Origin of the sequence: Mesorhizobium sp. WSM3873, assembly GCF_001672445.1 — a bacterium.
GTDB lineage: Bacteria > Pseudomonadota > Alphaproteobacteria > Rhizobiales > Rhizobiaceae > Mesorhizobium.
In genome coordinates, this window is record NZ_LYTM01000057.1 from 178350 (window position 1) to 192435 (window position 14086).

A 14086-nucleotide genomic window follows, 5' to 3' on the forward strand; every position below is an offset into this window, starting at 1 on the left:
CGATGCGCCCGTCGACGAAACACGCCGTGCCGCCGGCCAGCGACATCTGTCGCTTGTCCGCCGTAGAGCTTACCGACGCGATCAGGCAGCGCCGTCTGTCGGCGCGCGAGGTCGTCAGCGCCTTTCTCGACCGCATCGATGCTGTAAACCCGCTGGTCAACGCCATCGTGTCGCTGCGCGAGCGCGCCGATATCCTGGCGGAAGCCGACAGGGCGGACGCCCATTTGGCACGGGGCGGCGCGGCCGGATCGCTGTTCGGCCTGCCGATCGCCATCAAGGACCTCGCCCTGACCAAGGGCTCAAGAACAACCTTCGGCTCGCCGATCTTCGCCGATTTCGTCCCGCAAGAGGACGATTTCTTCGTCGAGCGCCTGCGCAAGGCCGGCGCCATCATCATCGGCAAGACCAATGTTCCGGAATTCGGGCTGGGCTCCAACACCTACAATCCGGTCTTCGGTCCGACGCTCAATGCCTTCGATCCGACGCTCACCGCTGGCGGCTCGAGCGGCGGCGCGGCGGTGGCGCTGGCGCTCGACATGGTGCCGGTCGCCGACGGCAGCGATTTCGGCGGCTCGCTGCGCAATCCGGCGGCCTACAACAACGTCTATGGCTTCCGCCCCTCGCAAGGGCTGGTGCCGGCCGGCCCCGACATCGATGTCTTCCACGCCCAGATGGGCGTCGAAGGGCCGATGGGCCGGAATGTGCGCGACATCGCGCTGCTGCTCGATGAGCAGGCCGGCTATCATCCGCGGGCGCCATTGTCGCATGACAAGCAGGGCTCGTTTCTCGAAGGCCTGCGGGAGAAAGCCACCGGCGGCCGCATCGCCTGGCTCGGCGATTTCGGCGGCCATCTGCCGATGGAGCCAGGCATTCTCGACCTGTGCGAGGCCGCCCTTGCCCGCTTCGCGGACGCCGCGTTCCACAGCGAAACGCTGGTGCCGGATGCCGACTTCGAAGCGCTCTGGCAGGCCTTTGTGACGTTGCGCCAGGCGAGCAGCGGCTGCGGACTGAAGGCGCATTATGACGATCCGGAAAAGCGCAGGCTGCTGAAGCCGGAGGCCGTTTGGGAAGTTGAGCAGGCGATGCGCCTTACCGCGCCCCAGATCCATGCCGCCTCGGTCCGGCGCACCTCATGGCACCGCACGCTGCTGTCGCTGTTCGAGCGCTTCGACCTTATCGTGCTGCCGACCGCCCAGGTCTTCCCCTTCGAGGTCTCGACGCATTGGCCGCGCGAGATCGCCGGGCGGCCGATGGACAGCTATCACCGCTGGATGCAGGTCTCCGCCTTTGCCACGCTCGGCGGTTGTCCGGCGCTCAATGTGCCGGTCGGCTTCGACGGCAAGGGCCGGCCGATGGGTATGCAGCTGATCGGCCAGCCGCGCGGCGACCTGGCGGTCCTGCAGGCCGGCGCCGCCTATGAGGCGACGCTGCCCTGGCCGGCGGGGGCTGCCTGACGGGCTCAACCGGCTGGCGCGCTTGCGCCGGCGTCAACTCCGTGCATTGATCGCGCTCCGCGCGTGTCGGCGCGATCCTGTTCGAGGGAAAACATGTCGCTGGAACTCTACGCCGCCTATGTCGTCGCCTGCATCGTCATCGTCCTGGTACCCGGGCCGACCGTCACGCTGATCATCGCCAACAGTATCCGCCATGGCTCGCGCGCCGGGTTGGCCAATGTCGCGGGCACCCAGGCCGGGCTCGCCATCATGATCGCCATCGTCGGCATCGGCCTCAACACGCTGATCGCCGGCATGGGTCACTGGTTCGAATGGGTGCGGCTGATCGGTGCGGCTTACCTCATCTGGATGGGCGTGCAGATGCTCCGCGCCAAGGGAGCCCTGAACCGCGATGGATCGGCCAAGAAACCGCGCGGCGGCTTCTTCCTGCAAGGTTTCCTGGTGGCGATTTCCAATCCGAAGACGCTTGTCTTCTTCGGCGCCTTCTTCCCGCAGTTCATCGCGCCACAGGGCAATTACACGCTGCAGATCGTGGTCATGGGCCTGACCGCGATGGTCTTCGCCGCCATGTCGGATTCGACCTACGCGCTTGCCGCCGGCCGCGCCGGGCGCATGCTCTCGGCCAGCCGCGTTAAGCTGATGTCGCGGATCAGCGGCAGCTTCCTGGTCGGCGGCGGGCTCTGGCTGGCGTTCTCCAAGGCGAAATGAGAGCGAATACTCTGGTCGCAATTATTTTTGACGCCTATTGAATAACTGTGCTTGGCAGCACACTTCTTCAGGATGAACAAGTCAAACGTTTCGTTCCGGAATCGCTTGCTTATTTGGCAATATGAGTACAGCGACGCCGTGATCGGCGTCGCTTTCTTCTGCGCATTTGCGGCTATGAAATCCATCGCCATCGTTGAGCTTCAGGCCAATCCGGTCATCGCCACTCAACGCGTGATGGGCGTGGTCGAATACGTCAGGGTGAAGCCCATCAATCCGTACGGCACGATCGGCCACAATCTATACTACACCTACGATCTGCGCCTTGATGACGACAACACACGGATATCTGTCGACGACGATGTGAGGCGACCCCATCTTGTCGGCTCCGTCCTTCCCATTGAGCGACAGCACCACAAGCACGGCGCCGACACCTATCGGTTGCTCAACGGGTGACGACGTGTGCTCGGTTGGCCGCTTTGACGGTCAGTTGAGCCGCCCCAGCCGCTCCACCAGCAGCGCGAAGAACGCATCGTGGTCGATGTCGCGCATCACCATGGCGTTCTTCTCGCGCTTGGTGACGCCCCACCAGTCGATCACCGTCATGCCCATCGTGAGATCGGAGCTGGTCTCCACGCTGACATTGCAGCGGCGGCCCTTGAACAGCTCCGGCTTGATGAGATAGGCGATCACGCACGGATCGTGCAGCGGCCCGCCGTCGGTGCCGTATTTCTCCTCATCGAAGCGCTCGAAGAACTCCAGCATCTCGGCGGTTGCGGTGCCGACCTTGGTGCCGAGCTGGCGGAAGGCCTGGATGCGCTTGGCCGAGGTCAGTGCCTTGTGGGTGACGTCGAGCGGCATCATCACGATCGGAACGCCCGACTTGAACACCAAATCCGCCGCCTGCGGGTCGACGTAGATGTTGAATTCGGCGGCAGGCGTGACGTTGCCGCCCTCGAAAAAGCCGCCGCCCATCAGCACGATCTCCTTGATACGCGGCGCGATCCGCGGCTCGCGGATCAGCGCCAGCGCGATATTGGTGAGCGGCCCGAGTGGGCACAACGTGATCGTGCCCGCTTCCTCGCGCATCAGCGTCTCGGCAATGAAATCGACCGCGTATTGCTCCTGCAGCGGCATGGTCGGTTCGGGCAGCTGGGGTCCATTGAGGCCGGTCTTGCCATGCACGTACTCGGCGGTGACGAGCTCGCGCGCCAGCGGGCGGATGGCGCCGGCATAGACCTTGACGTCGGGCCGGCCGCCGAGCTCGCAGATCTTGCGCGCATTCTTCTCCGTGAGTTTCAGCGGCACGTTGCCGGCAACGGCGGTAATGCCGACGACCTCCAGCTCGGCGCTGCCGAGCGCCAGCAATATGGCGACGGCATCGTCCTGGCCGGGATCCGTGTCGATGATGATCTTTCGTGACTGGGGCATTTCAATTCCTTTGGGGAGTCTTTTTGGGCGGGGTTTTGACGGCTTGAACTTGATCGCGCGGCGGACCATATCAAGACCATCGGGAAAAATGCCATCCGGGTTTTTCCGGTTTGTGTCGCTCTTAAGAGGACAGTGTAACAATGAGTCGAATGACGCCCTTCTCCAGCCCGCTTCTTCTGGGCTTCGACGCCATGGAAAAGACGCTCGAACGTCTGGCGAAGTCGGGCGACAGCTACCCTCCGTATAACATCGAGCGTCTGGGCGCCTCGGACGGCAAGGCGGAAAGGCTGCGCATCACACTTGCCGTGGCGGGTTTCGCAGAGAACGACCTCGATGTCACCACCGAGGAAAACCAGCTGATCGTGCGCGGCCGTCAGACCGACGACACCGAGCGCGAGTTCCTCCACCGCGGCATCGCCGCACGCCAGTTCCAGCGCTGCTTCGTGCTGGCCGACGGCATGCGGGTGGTCGGCGCGGAATTGAAGAACGGCCTTTTGTCGATCGATCTCGACCGTCCGGAGGCCGAGCGGCTGGTACGGAAAATAAACATATCGGTGAAAGACTGATCTTTGCCGATGGCTCTAATGCGGGACGGCCGGAAGTGGCGTCCTTGCGCCAAGGAGGCTTGTAATGACCAGAATTGACGAAACCATGACCATGACCAGCGGCGAATTCGCCCATCTCGGCGAAGGTTCGGTCGCATATCTGAGGAAAGTATCAAGCGACGATTTGCGCGGCCGCTTCCCCGGCCTTGGCGAAATCGCGCCCGGGCTGGAACTGTGGGCGCTGTTTGCCGCCAACGGTCAGCCGATCCTGCTTTCCGATGCCCGTGACCGGGCCCTGGCGGGTGCGCTGGAGAACGACCTGACCACGGTCGCCATCCATTGACCCCAATCACTATTTGAATTTGGGGTCGTTGCCTGAATTGGAAAGGGCCGCTCCCGGCGGCCCCTCAAGGTTTTATCCCAAAAACCGGATTTTATCCAAAGCCCAGCTTCACCCAACCTTCAGGCCGCGTGCGAGGCCTGGGTATCCGACAGCAGCGCGTGGATCGCCACTGCGTCGCGCGTCCCTCTGATCTTGGCCACCGTATCGCCATCGCGCAGCACGCGCGCGATGCGCGACAGCGCCTTAAGATGGTCGGCGCCGGCGCCTTCGGGCGCAAGCAGCAGAAACACCAGGTCGACCGGCTGGTCGTCGAGCGCCTCGAAATCGACCGGCGCCTCCAGCCGGGCAAAAACGCCTGCGATCCGCTTGACCCCTGCGAGCTTGCCATGCGGAATGGCGATGCCGTTGCCGACGCCGGTGGAGCCCAGCCGCTCACGCTGCAGGATAGTGTCGAACACTTCCCGCTCCGGAATGCCTGAAATCGCCGCCGCCCTCTCCGACAGCAATTGCAGAAGCTGTTTTTTGGAATTCGCCTTCAACGCCGGCATGATAGCCGGGACGCTGATGAGATCGCTGAGATCCATGCCTGAAAAATCCCTTGCTCGCCTACCGCGCCGGTCGTCCCCCTCGCGCGGCCGGCTTTCTTATCCCTGCGCGACTTTGGTGGTCGACGGATCGATCCAGCCGATGTTTCCATCCGGCCGGCGGTAGACGATATTGACGTGGTCGTTTCCGGCGTTGCGGAAGACGAAAACCGGGCTGTCCTTGGTATCGAGTTCGATGACGGCAGACGCCACCGACATGGTGCGAAGCGTCACGGTCGATTCGGCGACGATGGCCGGAGCGAAGTTCTCCGGGATTTCCTCTTCGTCGTCGGCGAGCGGCTCCATCACGGCGTAGGCGATGTCGGTGGATTCGCCGTTGCCGTTGCTGGAATTGTGCGACTTCAGCCGGCGCTTGTAGCGCCTGAGCCGCGTTTCGAGGCGATCGGCGGCCGCCTCGAAGGCAAGCGTGGGATCCTGGGCGTCCCCGGTCGCCTGCAGCGAGGCGCCGGAATCGAGGCGGATCATGCAATCGGCCGAGAAGCGCGACCCTGCTTTGATGACCGTTACATGTCCTGAAAAACCCCGATCGAAATATTTTTCAATCGCTTCGTTGACACGATCGTTGATGCGCGTACGGAACGCATCGCCGATGTCCATGTGTTTTCCCGAAATGCGCAGATTCATCTGAAAACTGACCTTCCCTGCTCAGGCTTCAAACTGTCCCAAGTTTATACCCGTGGTGCGCGCGCACAAGCTTTGCGGCGGCACGCGCGCCGATTTTAGACCCGAACTTTCCGGTTGATCACAAGTCGCCTTCTGGCCGTCCGAGGCCTTCGCTTTGACGGAGCCATTCGCGAGGCGGGCATCACGGCCCGGCTCATGCGGGCGGGCTTCTAGACACTTCATTGCAGCTTGTCAATGAAACACGAAAACTGTGAAAAATCGCCATTCCTCAGCTCGGACCAAAACTAGGTCAGGCCGGATGAATATCAACTGCCTAACGCCCGGCGTTGGCCAGCGCCCGCTTCTCCCGGCGCCGCTGCACCGATGAAGGAATGTTCATGCCCTCCCGGTATTTGGCGACCGTGCGGCGGGCGATGTCGACGCCGCTTTCCCGCAGCATGTCGACGATAGCGTCGTCGGAAAGCACGTCGGCGGGCTTTTCCTCGTCGATCAGCTGCTTGATGCGGTCACGCACGGCTTCCGATGAATGCGCTTCGCCGCCTTCCGCCGAGGCGATCGAAGCGGTGAAGAAATAGCGCAGCTCGAACACGCCGCGAGGCGTCAGCATGTATTTGTTGGCAGTGACGCGGCTCACCGTCGATTCATGCATGCCGATCGCGTCGGCCACCGTGCGCAGGTTGAGCGGCTTGAGATGCCGCACGCCATGGACGAGGAACGCGTCCTGCTGGCGCACGATTTCCGAGGCCACTTTTAGGATCGTCTTCGCCCGCTGGTCGAGGCTGCGCGTCAGCCAGTTGGCGTTCTGCAGGCATTCGGCCAGAAACTCCTTTTCCGCCTGGTCCTTGGCATGGCCGGAAACCCGGGCGAAATAGACATGATCGACCAAAACTCGCGGCAGCGTGTCGGCGTTGAGCTCCACCGCCCAGCTGCCGTCGGCAGCGGCCCGCACCTCGACGTCGGCAACGATGGCGTCGCTCGCGCCGCCCGAAAACGCGGTGCCGGGACGCGGATCGAGCGCCCGGATCTCGGCCAGCATGTCGAGAAGGTCTTCCTCGTCGACGCCGCAGATGCGTTTCAGCGTCTGGAAATCCCGCCGCGCCAGGAGTTCGAGATTAGCCACCAGGGCCTTCATCGCCGGATCGAGCCGGTCGCGTGCGGCAAGCTGCAGCGACAGGCATTCGGCGAGGTCGCGGGCAAACAGGCCGGCCGGCTCGAAGGTCTGGCAGACCGCGAGCGCTCGCGCCACCGCTCCCTTGTCCGCCCCCAGCCGCGCGGCAATCTCTTCCAGATCGGCGCGCAGATAGCCCGCTTCGTCGAGGCTGTCGGCAAGCTCGCCGGCAATCAGGCGCTCGGCGGGTTTGGCGAAGGCAAGCGCGATCTGTTCGCCGACATGCTCGCGCAGCGTCACAATGGTCGCGGCCATCTCGCCGACGTCGAAGCCTTCCGACGAAGCGCTGCCGGCGCTGCCCGCGGATGCCGACTTCCACTGCGCGGTGAGATCCGGTCCGAGCTTTTCGCTGGTGCCGGGGTCGTCGGGAAACAGGTTCTCCAGCGAAGAGTCGAGCTTTTCCGAGATCGCCTCGGCGCTCCATTCCGTCTCGCTTTCGAACCAGTCGTCCCCGGCGGCGGGTTCTGGAGCGGTCTCGCTCTTCTGCGGCTGGTCGCCGCCCGCATCGTCCTGCGGCTCGGCTCGCTCCAAGAGCGGATTGCGCTCGATTTCCTCGTCGATGAAGCGGTCGAGCTCGACATGGGTGAGCTGCAGCAGCCGGATCGACTGCATCAGCTGGGGCGTCATCACCAGCGACTGGGATTGTCTGAGCTGCAGTTTGGCCGCCAGCGCCATGGTTGGATTCAAACGCCTCGTCTACGCATCGAGCTACCGTTTTTCGGTCGGGCATAGAAACTGGCCCGGCTTTTGCTTGTCAAGGCAAACGCTAGCAGAGACGGCTTACCGGAGCGTTATTCGCGGGCAGAGCAGGCATAAAGCCGGAAAATTCAGCGAGAAATTGCCGCGGAACCGGAATTTTCGCGTTTAGAGCGTAAAACCCTCGCCGAGATAGAGCCGCCGCACATCGGCGTTGGCGACGATCTCGTCGGCGCGGCCATGCGTCAGCACCTGGCCGGCATGGATGATATAGGCGCGGTCGATCAGGCCGAGCGTCTCGCGCACATTGTGGTCGGTGATCAGCACGCCGATGCCGCGCGCGGTCAGATGGCGGACGAGCTGCTGGATGTCGGCGACCGCGATCGGATCGATACCGGCGAAGGGCTCGTCGAGCAGCATATAGGCCGGCCGCGTCGCCAGCGCCCGCGCGATCTCGAGGCGGCGTCTTTCGCCGCCGGACAGCGACATCGACGGCGCCTTGCGCAGATGGCTGATGTGGAATTCCTCGAGCAGCTCGTCGAGCGTGCGCTCACGTTCCTTGCGGCTCTTTTCCACCACTTCCAGAACGGCGCGAATATTCTGCTCGACGTTGAGGCCCCGGAAGATCGACGCTTCCTGCGGCAGATAGCCGATGCCGAGGCGGGCGCGCCGGTACATCGGCATCGAGGTGACGTCGAAGCCGTCGATCTCGATCGTGCCTTCGTCCACCGGCACGAGACCGGTGACCATATAGAAACAGGTGGTCTTGCCGGCGCCATTGGGCCCAAGCAGTCCGACGGCCTCGCCGGCCCGCACGCCGAGCGTCACGCCGCTCACCACCTTGCGGCCCTTATAGCTCTTGGTCAGGCCCTTGGCGATCAGGGTGCCCTTGAACTTCGCCTTGTCGGCGCCGACCGTCGCCGGCGCAGACGCTTTTGCGGCCGTCCGCCCCGGGAGGCGGGCCAGCAGCGACGATACGCCGGCCATTAGTTGCTCGACGCTCCCTGCTGGGCCGTGCCCTTTTGGGGCGCGCCCTGCTTCTGCGGCGTGATCGACATGATGACCCGACCGCCGGTGCCGCAGCCGTCGACATTGGCAAGGCCGCTTTTCATCTGAACGGTGAGCTTGCAGCCCTTGAGCACGTTGTCGCCCTGCGAGAGCACGACTTCGCTGCCGGAAAGAACGAGCACCTGGGTCTTCATGTCGAACGTGCCCTTGTCGCCGGTGGCGATCTGGTCGTTCGATTTAATATAGACTTTGTTCTCGACCACGAGGTGGTCGATGTTGGCTGCTCCGGTCATCGCCGATGCGCCGGCCGCCGCGCCCTTGGGAGCGTTTGGGTCCTTGACGTAGTAGACCGTCATCTTGCCGGCCTTGAGCAGCGTCGGCCCCTGATTGACGGTGACGTTGCCGCTGAAGATCGCCGCGCTGTCGGCTTGACGGACCTCGAGCTTGTCGCTTTCGATCTGGATCGGCTGGTCGCCTGACAATTTCAGGCCGGACATCTGGCTGGTGCCGCCGGATTGGGCAAGCGCCGGCGCCGCCCCGAGCAACATGAAGAGAGAGGCCGCCGCTGCAAGCCTTGCCGAACTACTGCGACGCATTCTGCTCTCCGCCCTTTGCCTCTGCCGCCTTCAGACTTGCCGCGTCGATGTTGACGCGCACCCGGTTCTCGAAGACCACGACCTTGCCGTTTTCTTCCACCGACATCGAGTCGGCGGTGATGCGCGATCCGCCTCGGCTGACATCGACCGGATTGTCGGTCTTCATAGAGCCTTTGCCCATGTCTAGGAAGACCGATTTGAACTTGGCTTCCATGCCGTCGCTCGTCGTCACCAGGACATCGCTTGTGAGGTCCATCGTGTTGGCGTCGCGGTCGTAGATGCCATGCGCGGCGTTGACCGCCACCACATTGTCGCTGGCGACGGGCAGCTTGGCGTTGATGCCTTCGAGGTCGATGATACCCTGCTTGCCGACATCCTGGGTCGCCCTGGTCGCCGTCAGCGAATAAGGCAGTTTCTGCTTGGTGAAGCCGTTGAGCTTGGGATTGGCCATCACCAGCTTGCCGTCCGAAAAGGCCGTGCCGTCGGCCTGTACCGAGATCGACACCGGCGCGGCGAGATAAGAATAGACCGGAAAGGCGATCGCAATTGCCGCCGCCAGCAGCGGCACGGCGAATTTCAACACGCGCACGCGGCGCGAATGCCGCTGCGCACGATCGAACGCATCGCCGCGCGTGCCGCTTTCGCCAGCGGCAGCCGATACCGTTTCGGCATCGCTCGTTTCGTCAGATCGCGCCAACATGACTGTTTTCTAATGAGCCCTTGCCCCGCCAAACACCGCCTATAGGTGGTATGCCGGTCCCCGCAAGCAAGCACAAGCGGAGGAAAACTGCAAAAATGTGACGGCTACTACCGTACGACTAGGACGAATCCGGCTGCACTGCCAGCTCTTCATAGCAGATAGGAACGGGCTGCGTTAATTTTTCGTGAGGTCGTCGTGACCGCCGCGTTGCGCCAAGACCTGTTAGGGCCAGGGCGTCAGGAAACGGTAGCCCCGCGCGGATGGTTGCTTTAAAAGCGTCCTTTCCCACCGAATGTGAGGCTGACCATGGCAATGAGAGCCGACGACCTGATCGACCGCCGCCGCTTGCGCCGCAAGCTGACGTTCTGGCGGGTGACCGCGTTTGTGATTGTGGCGGCAGCGCTGATCGCGTTTTCGGCATGGATCTATGGTGACGATTTCACCGGTCAGGCGATCGACCACATCGCGAAGGTCAAGATTGAAGGCACCATCACCGAGGACGAGGAGCTGATCAAAAGACTGGAGACGATCCGCAAATCCGCAACGGTGAAGGGCGTCATCCTGTCGATCGATTCGCCCGGAGGCACCACGGTTGGCGGCGAGTCGATCTATGAGGAAGTGCGCAAGCTCGCCGCCGACAAGCCGGTGGTGGCCGAGGTCGGCACGCTGGCCGCGTCCGCCGGCTATATGATCGCAAGCGCGGCCGACCACATCGTCGCCCGCAAGACCTCGATCGTCGGATCGATCGGCGTGCTGATCCAGTATCCCGACGTGAGCGGCCTGATGGACAAGCTCGGCATCAAGCTCGAGGAAGTGAAGTCCTCGCCGCTCAAGGCTGCGCCCTCGCCCTTCAAGCCGACCAATGACGACGAGCGCGCCATGGTGCGCAAGCTCATCCTCGACAGCTATGACTGGTTCGTCGGCATTGTCGCCGAACGGCGCAAGATGACCCGCGAGCAGGCGCAGGCGCTGGCCGACGGTTCGATCTTCACCGGCCGCCAGGCGCTCGCCAATCACTTGGTTGATGCCGTTGGCGGCGAACCCGAGGCGATCAACTGGCTGGCGACCAAAGGGGTCGACAGCAAGCTGAAGGTCGTCGAATGGAAGGATACGGAGAGGCACGGCCTCCTGTTTTCGAGAAGCATGACCAAAGCCGTCGCCAGCGCGCTCGGCCTGCCGGACGCCGGCGGCGACATCATTCACGAGCTTGGCGCCGACCGCTTGTTCCTTGACGGTCTCGTTTCGGTCTGGCACCCTTGACAACCATTGGGACGAGCCAAATAAAGCAATAAAATCATCCTGATATTTGACCGCAGTGGTTTACGGGGAACGTTCATGATCAAGTCCGAGCTTGTGCAGATCATTGCCGCGCGCAACCCCCATCTTTTCCTCCGCGACGTTGAAAACATCGTCGGCGCGATCTTTGACGAGATCACCGACGCGCTCGCCGAAGGCAACAGGGTCGAGTTGCGCGGTTTCGGTGCCTTTTCGGTGAAAAACCGTCCTGCCCGCACCGGCCGCAACCCCCGCACCGGCGAATCCGTCGAGGTCGAGGAGAAGTGGGTGCCGTTCTTCAAGACCGGCAAGGAGTTGCGCGAAAGGCTGAACGGCGGCAAATAGGCGCTGCGCCGGCAGGTCGGGAAACGACGTTTCGGCGTTTAAGCCACCTCCAGGAGATTTGATGTTCAATCGCGTCATGCTCGTCGTGGTCTTCGTGCCGCTGGCCGTCATCCTGATCGCGCTTGCCGTCGCCAATCGCGGCCTCGTCGCCTTCACGCTCGACCCGTTCCATCCTGGCAATCCGGCGCTGACGCTGAATTTGCCGCTCTTCATCTTGCTGTTCCTGGCTTTGGCCATCGGCATGATCGTCGGCAGCATGGCGACCTGGGTGAAGCAGGGCCGCTACCGCAAGCTCGCGCGCCAGCGCGGGCTGGAGGCCGAGAACCTGCGCCAGGCAGTGAGCCGCGCACCCGCTGCGCCGAAAGGACCGGCGCTGCCCAAGCCGACGAATTAACAGCGCCTTAGGGAGCTTTCCATGCTGACTATTTCGGCCGCCGAGGTCGACCGCGCGCTGACCTTTTCAGGTCTGGTCGAGACACTGCGCACCGCCTTCCGCGAAGGCGCCGTGCAGCCGGTGCGCCATCATCACGCGGTCGAGCGGCCGGACGGCGCCGCCTCGACGCTTTTGTTGATGCCGGCCTGGACCGACTTCGACGCCGCCGGCACCTCGGCCGGCGGCCATATCGGCGTCAAGATCGTCACCGTCTCGCCGGACAACAACGCGATCGGCAAGCCGGCGGTGATGGGCCTCTATCTGCTGCTCGACGGCGTGACCGGCGAACCCCAGGCTCTGATCGACGGCCAGCGGCTGACGCAATGGCGGACCGCCTGCGCCTCGGCGCTCGCCGCATCCTATCTCGCCCGCGAGGACGCCTCGCGGCTCTTGGTGATCGGCGCCGGCGCGCTGTCACCCTTCCTCGCCAAGGCGCATTCGGCGGTGAGGCCCGTTAAGTCGATCCGCATCTGGAACCGCACGCCGGCCAATGCCGAAAAGGTCGCGGCGGCGCTGCACGCCGAAGGCTTTCCAGCAAGCGTGGCAGGAGACCTCGAAACCGAGCTTGGCGAGGCCGACATCGTCTCGTCGGCGACGATCACGACCGCGCCGCTGATCAAGGGCGCGCTGTTGAAGCCGGGCGCCCATGTCGACCTGGTCGGCGGCTTCACGCCGCAGATGCGCGAGAGCGACGACGATGCCATTTCCCGCGCCCGCGTCTATGTCGATACCCGTGCCGGCGCCACCAAGGAGGCCGGCGACATCGTGCAGCCATTGGCTTCCGGTGTCCTGAAGCCGGAAGCGGTCATCGCCGACCTGCACGAACTGGCGCGTGGCGAGAAACAGGGCCGGCAAAGCGATAGCGAGATCACGCTGTTCAAGTCGGTCGGCGCAGCGCTTGAAGATCTCGCCGCCGGCATCGCCGTCTACAAGGCGCTCAGCACAAGGCAGTAGGGAATAGGGCAGTAAGGCAATAACGAAGCTCACACCTTACGCCTACTGCCCTGCTGCCTCGTTCGGCCAATAAACCCGCAGCCGATGACCGTCGGGATCGAGCGCGACGAAGGTGCGGCCGAAGTCGAGATCGACCGGAGCCTGCAGGATTTTCAACCCGCGTCCCGCCCAGTCCGCGTGCGTGGCGTCGACCGCGGCCGCATTCTCCATCGCAAGCACGAGCTCGCCGCCCCCGCCCGCGGCGGCGGCCGCCGGTTCAACCGTGTGACGCGACCACAAGCCGAGCTTGAAGCCGTTGTCGAGGACGAACATGGCGAAGGTGGGCGAGGCCTCTACTGGCTGGCGCCCGAGCAGCGAGGCGTAGAACGCCCCGCTCTTCTCGGGGCTGTCGACATAGAGGATGATGAAATTGGGCGTGGTCATGTCGGTCTCCAAGGTGTTTGAACCTTGGCCAAGCTAGATCATCCCACTGTCAGATTCTGGCAGCAGCGATCAGCCAGCAGGCTCCTGCGCCGTTTTCCGGGCCGATTCATCGTGCGTCGCTCGCCATTCCTTGAGCATCGCCTGGCGGCGGCGCGGATAGCGGATCTCGGTGGCTGCGAGATCGGACATGCGGTCGGCGCGGAAATGCCGGAAATCCTGGCGCATCTCGCACCACGCCACCATCACCCGCACCTTGTCGAAGAAGCCGAGCGCGAACGGCCAGACCATGCGCTCAGAGGCCGCGCCGCCGGCGTCGCGGTAGAGGAAGCCGAGCTTGCGCTCGCTGCGGATCGCCTGCCTGACGATGCCGAGATCGATCGCCTCGCCGCTCGCTGAATTCGGCCCGACCAGCAGCGTCGTGGCGTCGAGATCGTCACGCAGATCGTCCGGCAAGACCGCCGCGATCTTGGACAACGCATCTGCCGCCGCCGCGGCCAGCCGCTTGTCCGGCTGTTTCGCCACCCAGCGCGAGCCGAGCACGATCGCCTCGATCTCCTCGTCGGTGAACATCAGCGGCGGCAGCATGAAGCCGGGCTTCAGCACATAGCCCAGCCCCGCCTCGCCTTCGATCGGCGCGCCCTGCCCCTGCAGCGTCGCGATGTCGCGATAGAGCGTGCGGATCGACACGCCCATTTCCTCCGCAAGCGTGCGGCCGCTGGCCGGCCGGCGGTGGCGGCGCAGAATCTGGATCAGGTCGAGCAGGCGTTCGGAACGGGACATG

Annotated in this window: 18 protein-coding genes; 9 read left to right on the plus strand and 9 right to left on the minus strand. The window is 63.7% G+C overall.

The genetic code is table 11. The features are described 5' to 3' along the window. Nucleotides 1-2 precede the first annotated feature (2 nt). From A9K71_RS29300 to A9K71_RS29310, 3 genes are all read left to right on the plus strand, one after another. Nucleotides 3-1454, plus strand: a complete 1452-nt coding sequence (locus tag A9K71_RS29300) for an amidase (protein WP_067004030.1) — start codon at nucleotides 3-5, stop codon at nucleotides 1452-1454. A gap of 93 nt (nucleotides 1455-1547) precedes the next feature. Then, a complete protein-coding gene (locus A9K71_RS29305; RefSeq protein ID WP_067004032.1) occupies nucleotides 1548-2162 on the plus strand; it encodes a LysE family translocator in 615 nt (204 codons plus the stop codon). Nucleotides 2163-2213: 51 nt separating this feature from the next. Next, nucleotides 2214-2615, plus strand: coding sequence for a hypothetical protein (locus A9K71_RS29310; protein ID WP_189413738.1), 402 nt, complete (start codon nucleotides 2214-2216; stop codon nucleotides 2613-2615). 30 nt (nucleotides 2616-2645) lie between these two features. Here A9K71_RS29310 and A9K71_RS29315 read toward each other — a convergent pair whose 3' ends face one another. Then, entirely contained in the window at nucleotides 2646-3590 is a 945-nt protein-coding gene (locus A9K71_RS29315; protein ID WP_067004036.1) for a nucleoside hydrolase, read from the minus strand. A gap of 140 nt (nucleotides 3591-3730) precedes the next feature. Between A9K71_RS29315 and A9K71_RS29320 the strand changes: the two genes are divergently transcribed. Further along, entirely contained in the window at nucleotides 3731-4156 is a 426-nt protein-coding gene (locus tag A9K71_RS29320; RefSeq protein ID WP_067004038.1) for an Hsp20 family protein, read from the plus strand. A gap of 64 nt (nucleotides 4157-4220) precedes the next feature. Continuing rightward, nucleotides 4221-4478 carry a DUF1150 family protein gene (locus A9K71_RS29325; protein WP_067004040.1) on the plus strand — a complete coding sequence of 86 codons (258 nt, stop codon included), beginning with the start codon at nucleotides 4221-4223 and terminating at the stop codon, nucleotides 4476-4478. Nucleotides 4479-4597: 119 nt separating this feature from the next. On the opposite strand, the gene ptsN is transcribed toward A9K71_RS29325, so the two are convergent. From ptsN to lptC, 6 genes are all read right to left on the minus strand, one after another. Then, on the minus strand, nucleotides 4598-5062 hold the full coding sequence (gene ptsN, locus A9K71_RS29330; RefSeq protein ID WP_067004043.1) for a PTS IIA-like nitrogen regulatory protein PtsN: 465 nt from the start codon (nucleotides 5060-5062) through the stop codon (nucleotides 4598-4600). A gap of 60 nt (nucleotides 5063-5122) precedes the next feature. Then, a complete protein-coding gene (gene raiA / locus A9K71_RS29335) occupies nucleotides 5123-5707 on the minus strand; it encodes a ribosome-associated translation inhibitor RaiA (protein ID WP_067004045.1) in 585 nt (194 codons plus the stop codon). Nucleotides 5708-6020: 313 nt separating this feature from the next. After that, nucleotides 6021-7550: an RNA polymerase factor sigma-54 gene (rpoN, locus tag A9K71_RS29340; RefSeq protein ID WP_067004047.1), complete on the minus strand. Its 1530-nt coding sequence runs from the start codon at nucleotides 7548-7550 to the stop codon at nucleotides 6021-6023. Nucleotides 7551-7739: 189 nt separating this feature from the next. After that, complete coding sequence (gene lptB, locus A9K71_RS29345; RefSeq protein WP_067004049.1) at nucleotides 7740-8558, minus strand: LPS export ABC transporter ATP-binding protein; 819 nt, start codon at nucleotides 8556-8558, stop codon at nucleotides 7740-7742. After that, nucleotides 8558-9175, minus strand: a complete 618-nt coding sequence (locus A9K71_RS29350) for an LptA/OstA family protein (RefSeq protein ID WP_067004051.1) — start codon at nucleotides 9173-9175, stop codon at nucleotides 8558-8560. The genes lptB and A9K71_RS29350 overlap by 1 nt, the downstream gene beginning before the upstream one ends. Then, nucleotides 9162-9875, minus strand: coding sequence for an LPS export ABC transporter periplasmic protein LptC (lptC, locus tag A9K71_RS29355; protein ID WP_067004053.1), 714 nt, complete (start codon nucleotides 9873-9875; stop codon nucleotides 9162-9164). The genes A9K71_RS29350 and lptC overlap by 14 nt, the downstream gene beginning before the upstream one ends. Before the next feature lie 306 nt (nucleotides 9876-10181). Between lptC and sppA the strand changes: the two genes are divergently transcribed. From sppA to A9K71_RS29375, 4 genes are all read left to right on the plus strand, one after another. After that, entirely contained in the window at nucleotides 10182-11135 is a 954-nt protein-coding gene (gene sppA, locus A9K71_RS29360; protein WP_067004055.1) for a signal peptide peptidase SppA, read from the plus strand. A 75-nt stretch (nucleotides 11136-11210) separates the two neighbouring features. Continuing rightward, nucleotides 11211-11495 carry an integration host factor subunit beta gene (locus tag A9K71_RS29365; RefSeq protein WP_027165368.1) on the plus strand — a complete coding sequence of 95 codons (285 nt, stop codon included), beginning with the start codon at nucleotides 11211-11213 and terminating at the stop codon, nucleotides 11493-11495. Between the two features lie 61 nt (nucleotides 11496-11556). Further along, a complete protein-coding gene (locus A9K71_RS29370; protein ID WP_067004057.1) occupies nucleotides 11557-11889 on the plus strand; it encodes a DUF1049 domain-containing protein in 333 nt (110 codons plus the stop codon). Between the two features lie 21 nt (nucleotides 11890-11910). Then, a complete protein-coding gene (locus A9K71_RS29375) occupies nucleotides 11911-12882 on the plus strand; it encodes an ornithine cyclodeaminase family protein (RefSeq protein ID WP_067004059.1) in 972 nt (323 codons plus the stop codon). A 42-nt stretch (nucleotides 12883-12924) separates the two neighbouring features. Here the strand turns inward: A9K71_RS29375 and A9K71_RS29380 are convergent, their stop codons facing one another. Continuing rightward, on the minus strand, nucleotides 12925-13305 hold the full coding sequence (locus tag A9K71_RS29380) for a VOC family protein (protein WP_067004207.1): 381 nt from the start codon (nucleotides 13303-13305) through the stop codon (nucleotides 12925-12927). 69 nt (nucleotides 13306-13374) lie between these two features. Beyond that, the gene (locus A9K71_RS29385; protein ID WP_067004209.1) at nucleotides 13375-14085 is read right to left on the minus strand and encodes a YafY family protein; all 711 of its coding nucleotides are present in this window, start codon (nucleotides 14083-14085) and stop codon (nucleotides 13375-13377) included. Nucleotide 14086 lies beyond the last annotated feature (1 nt).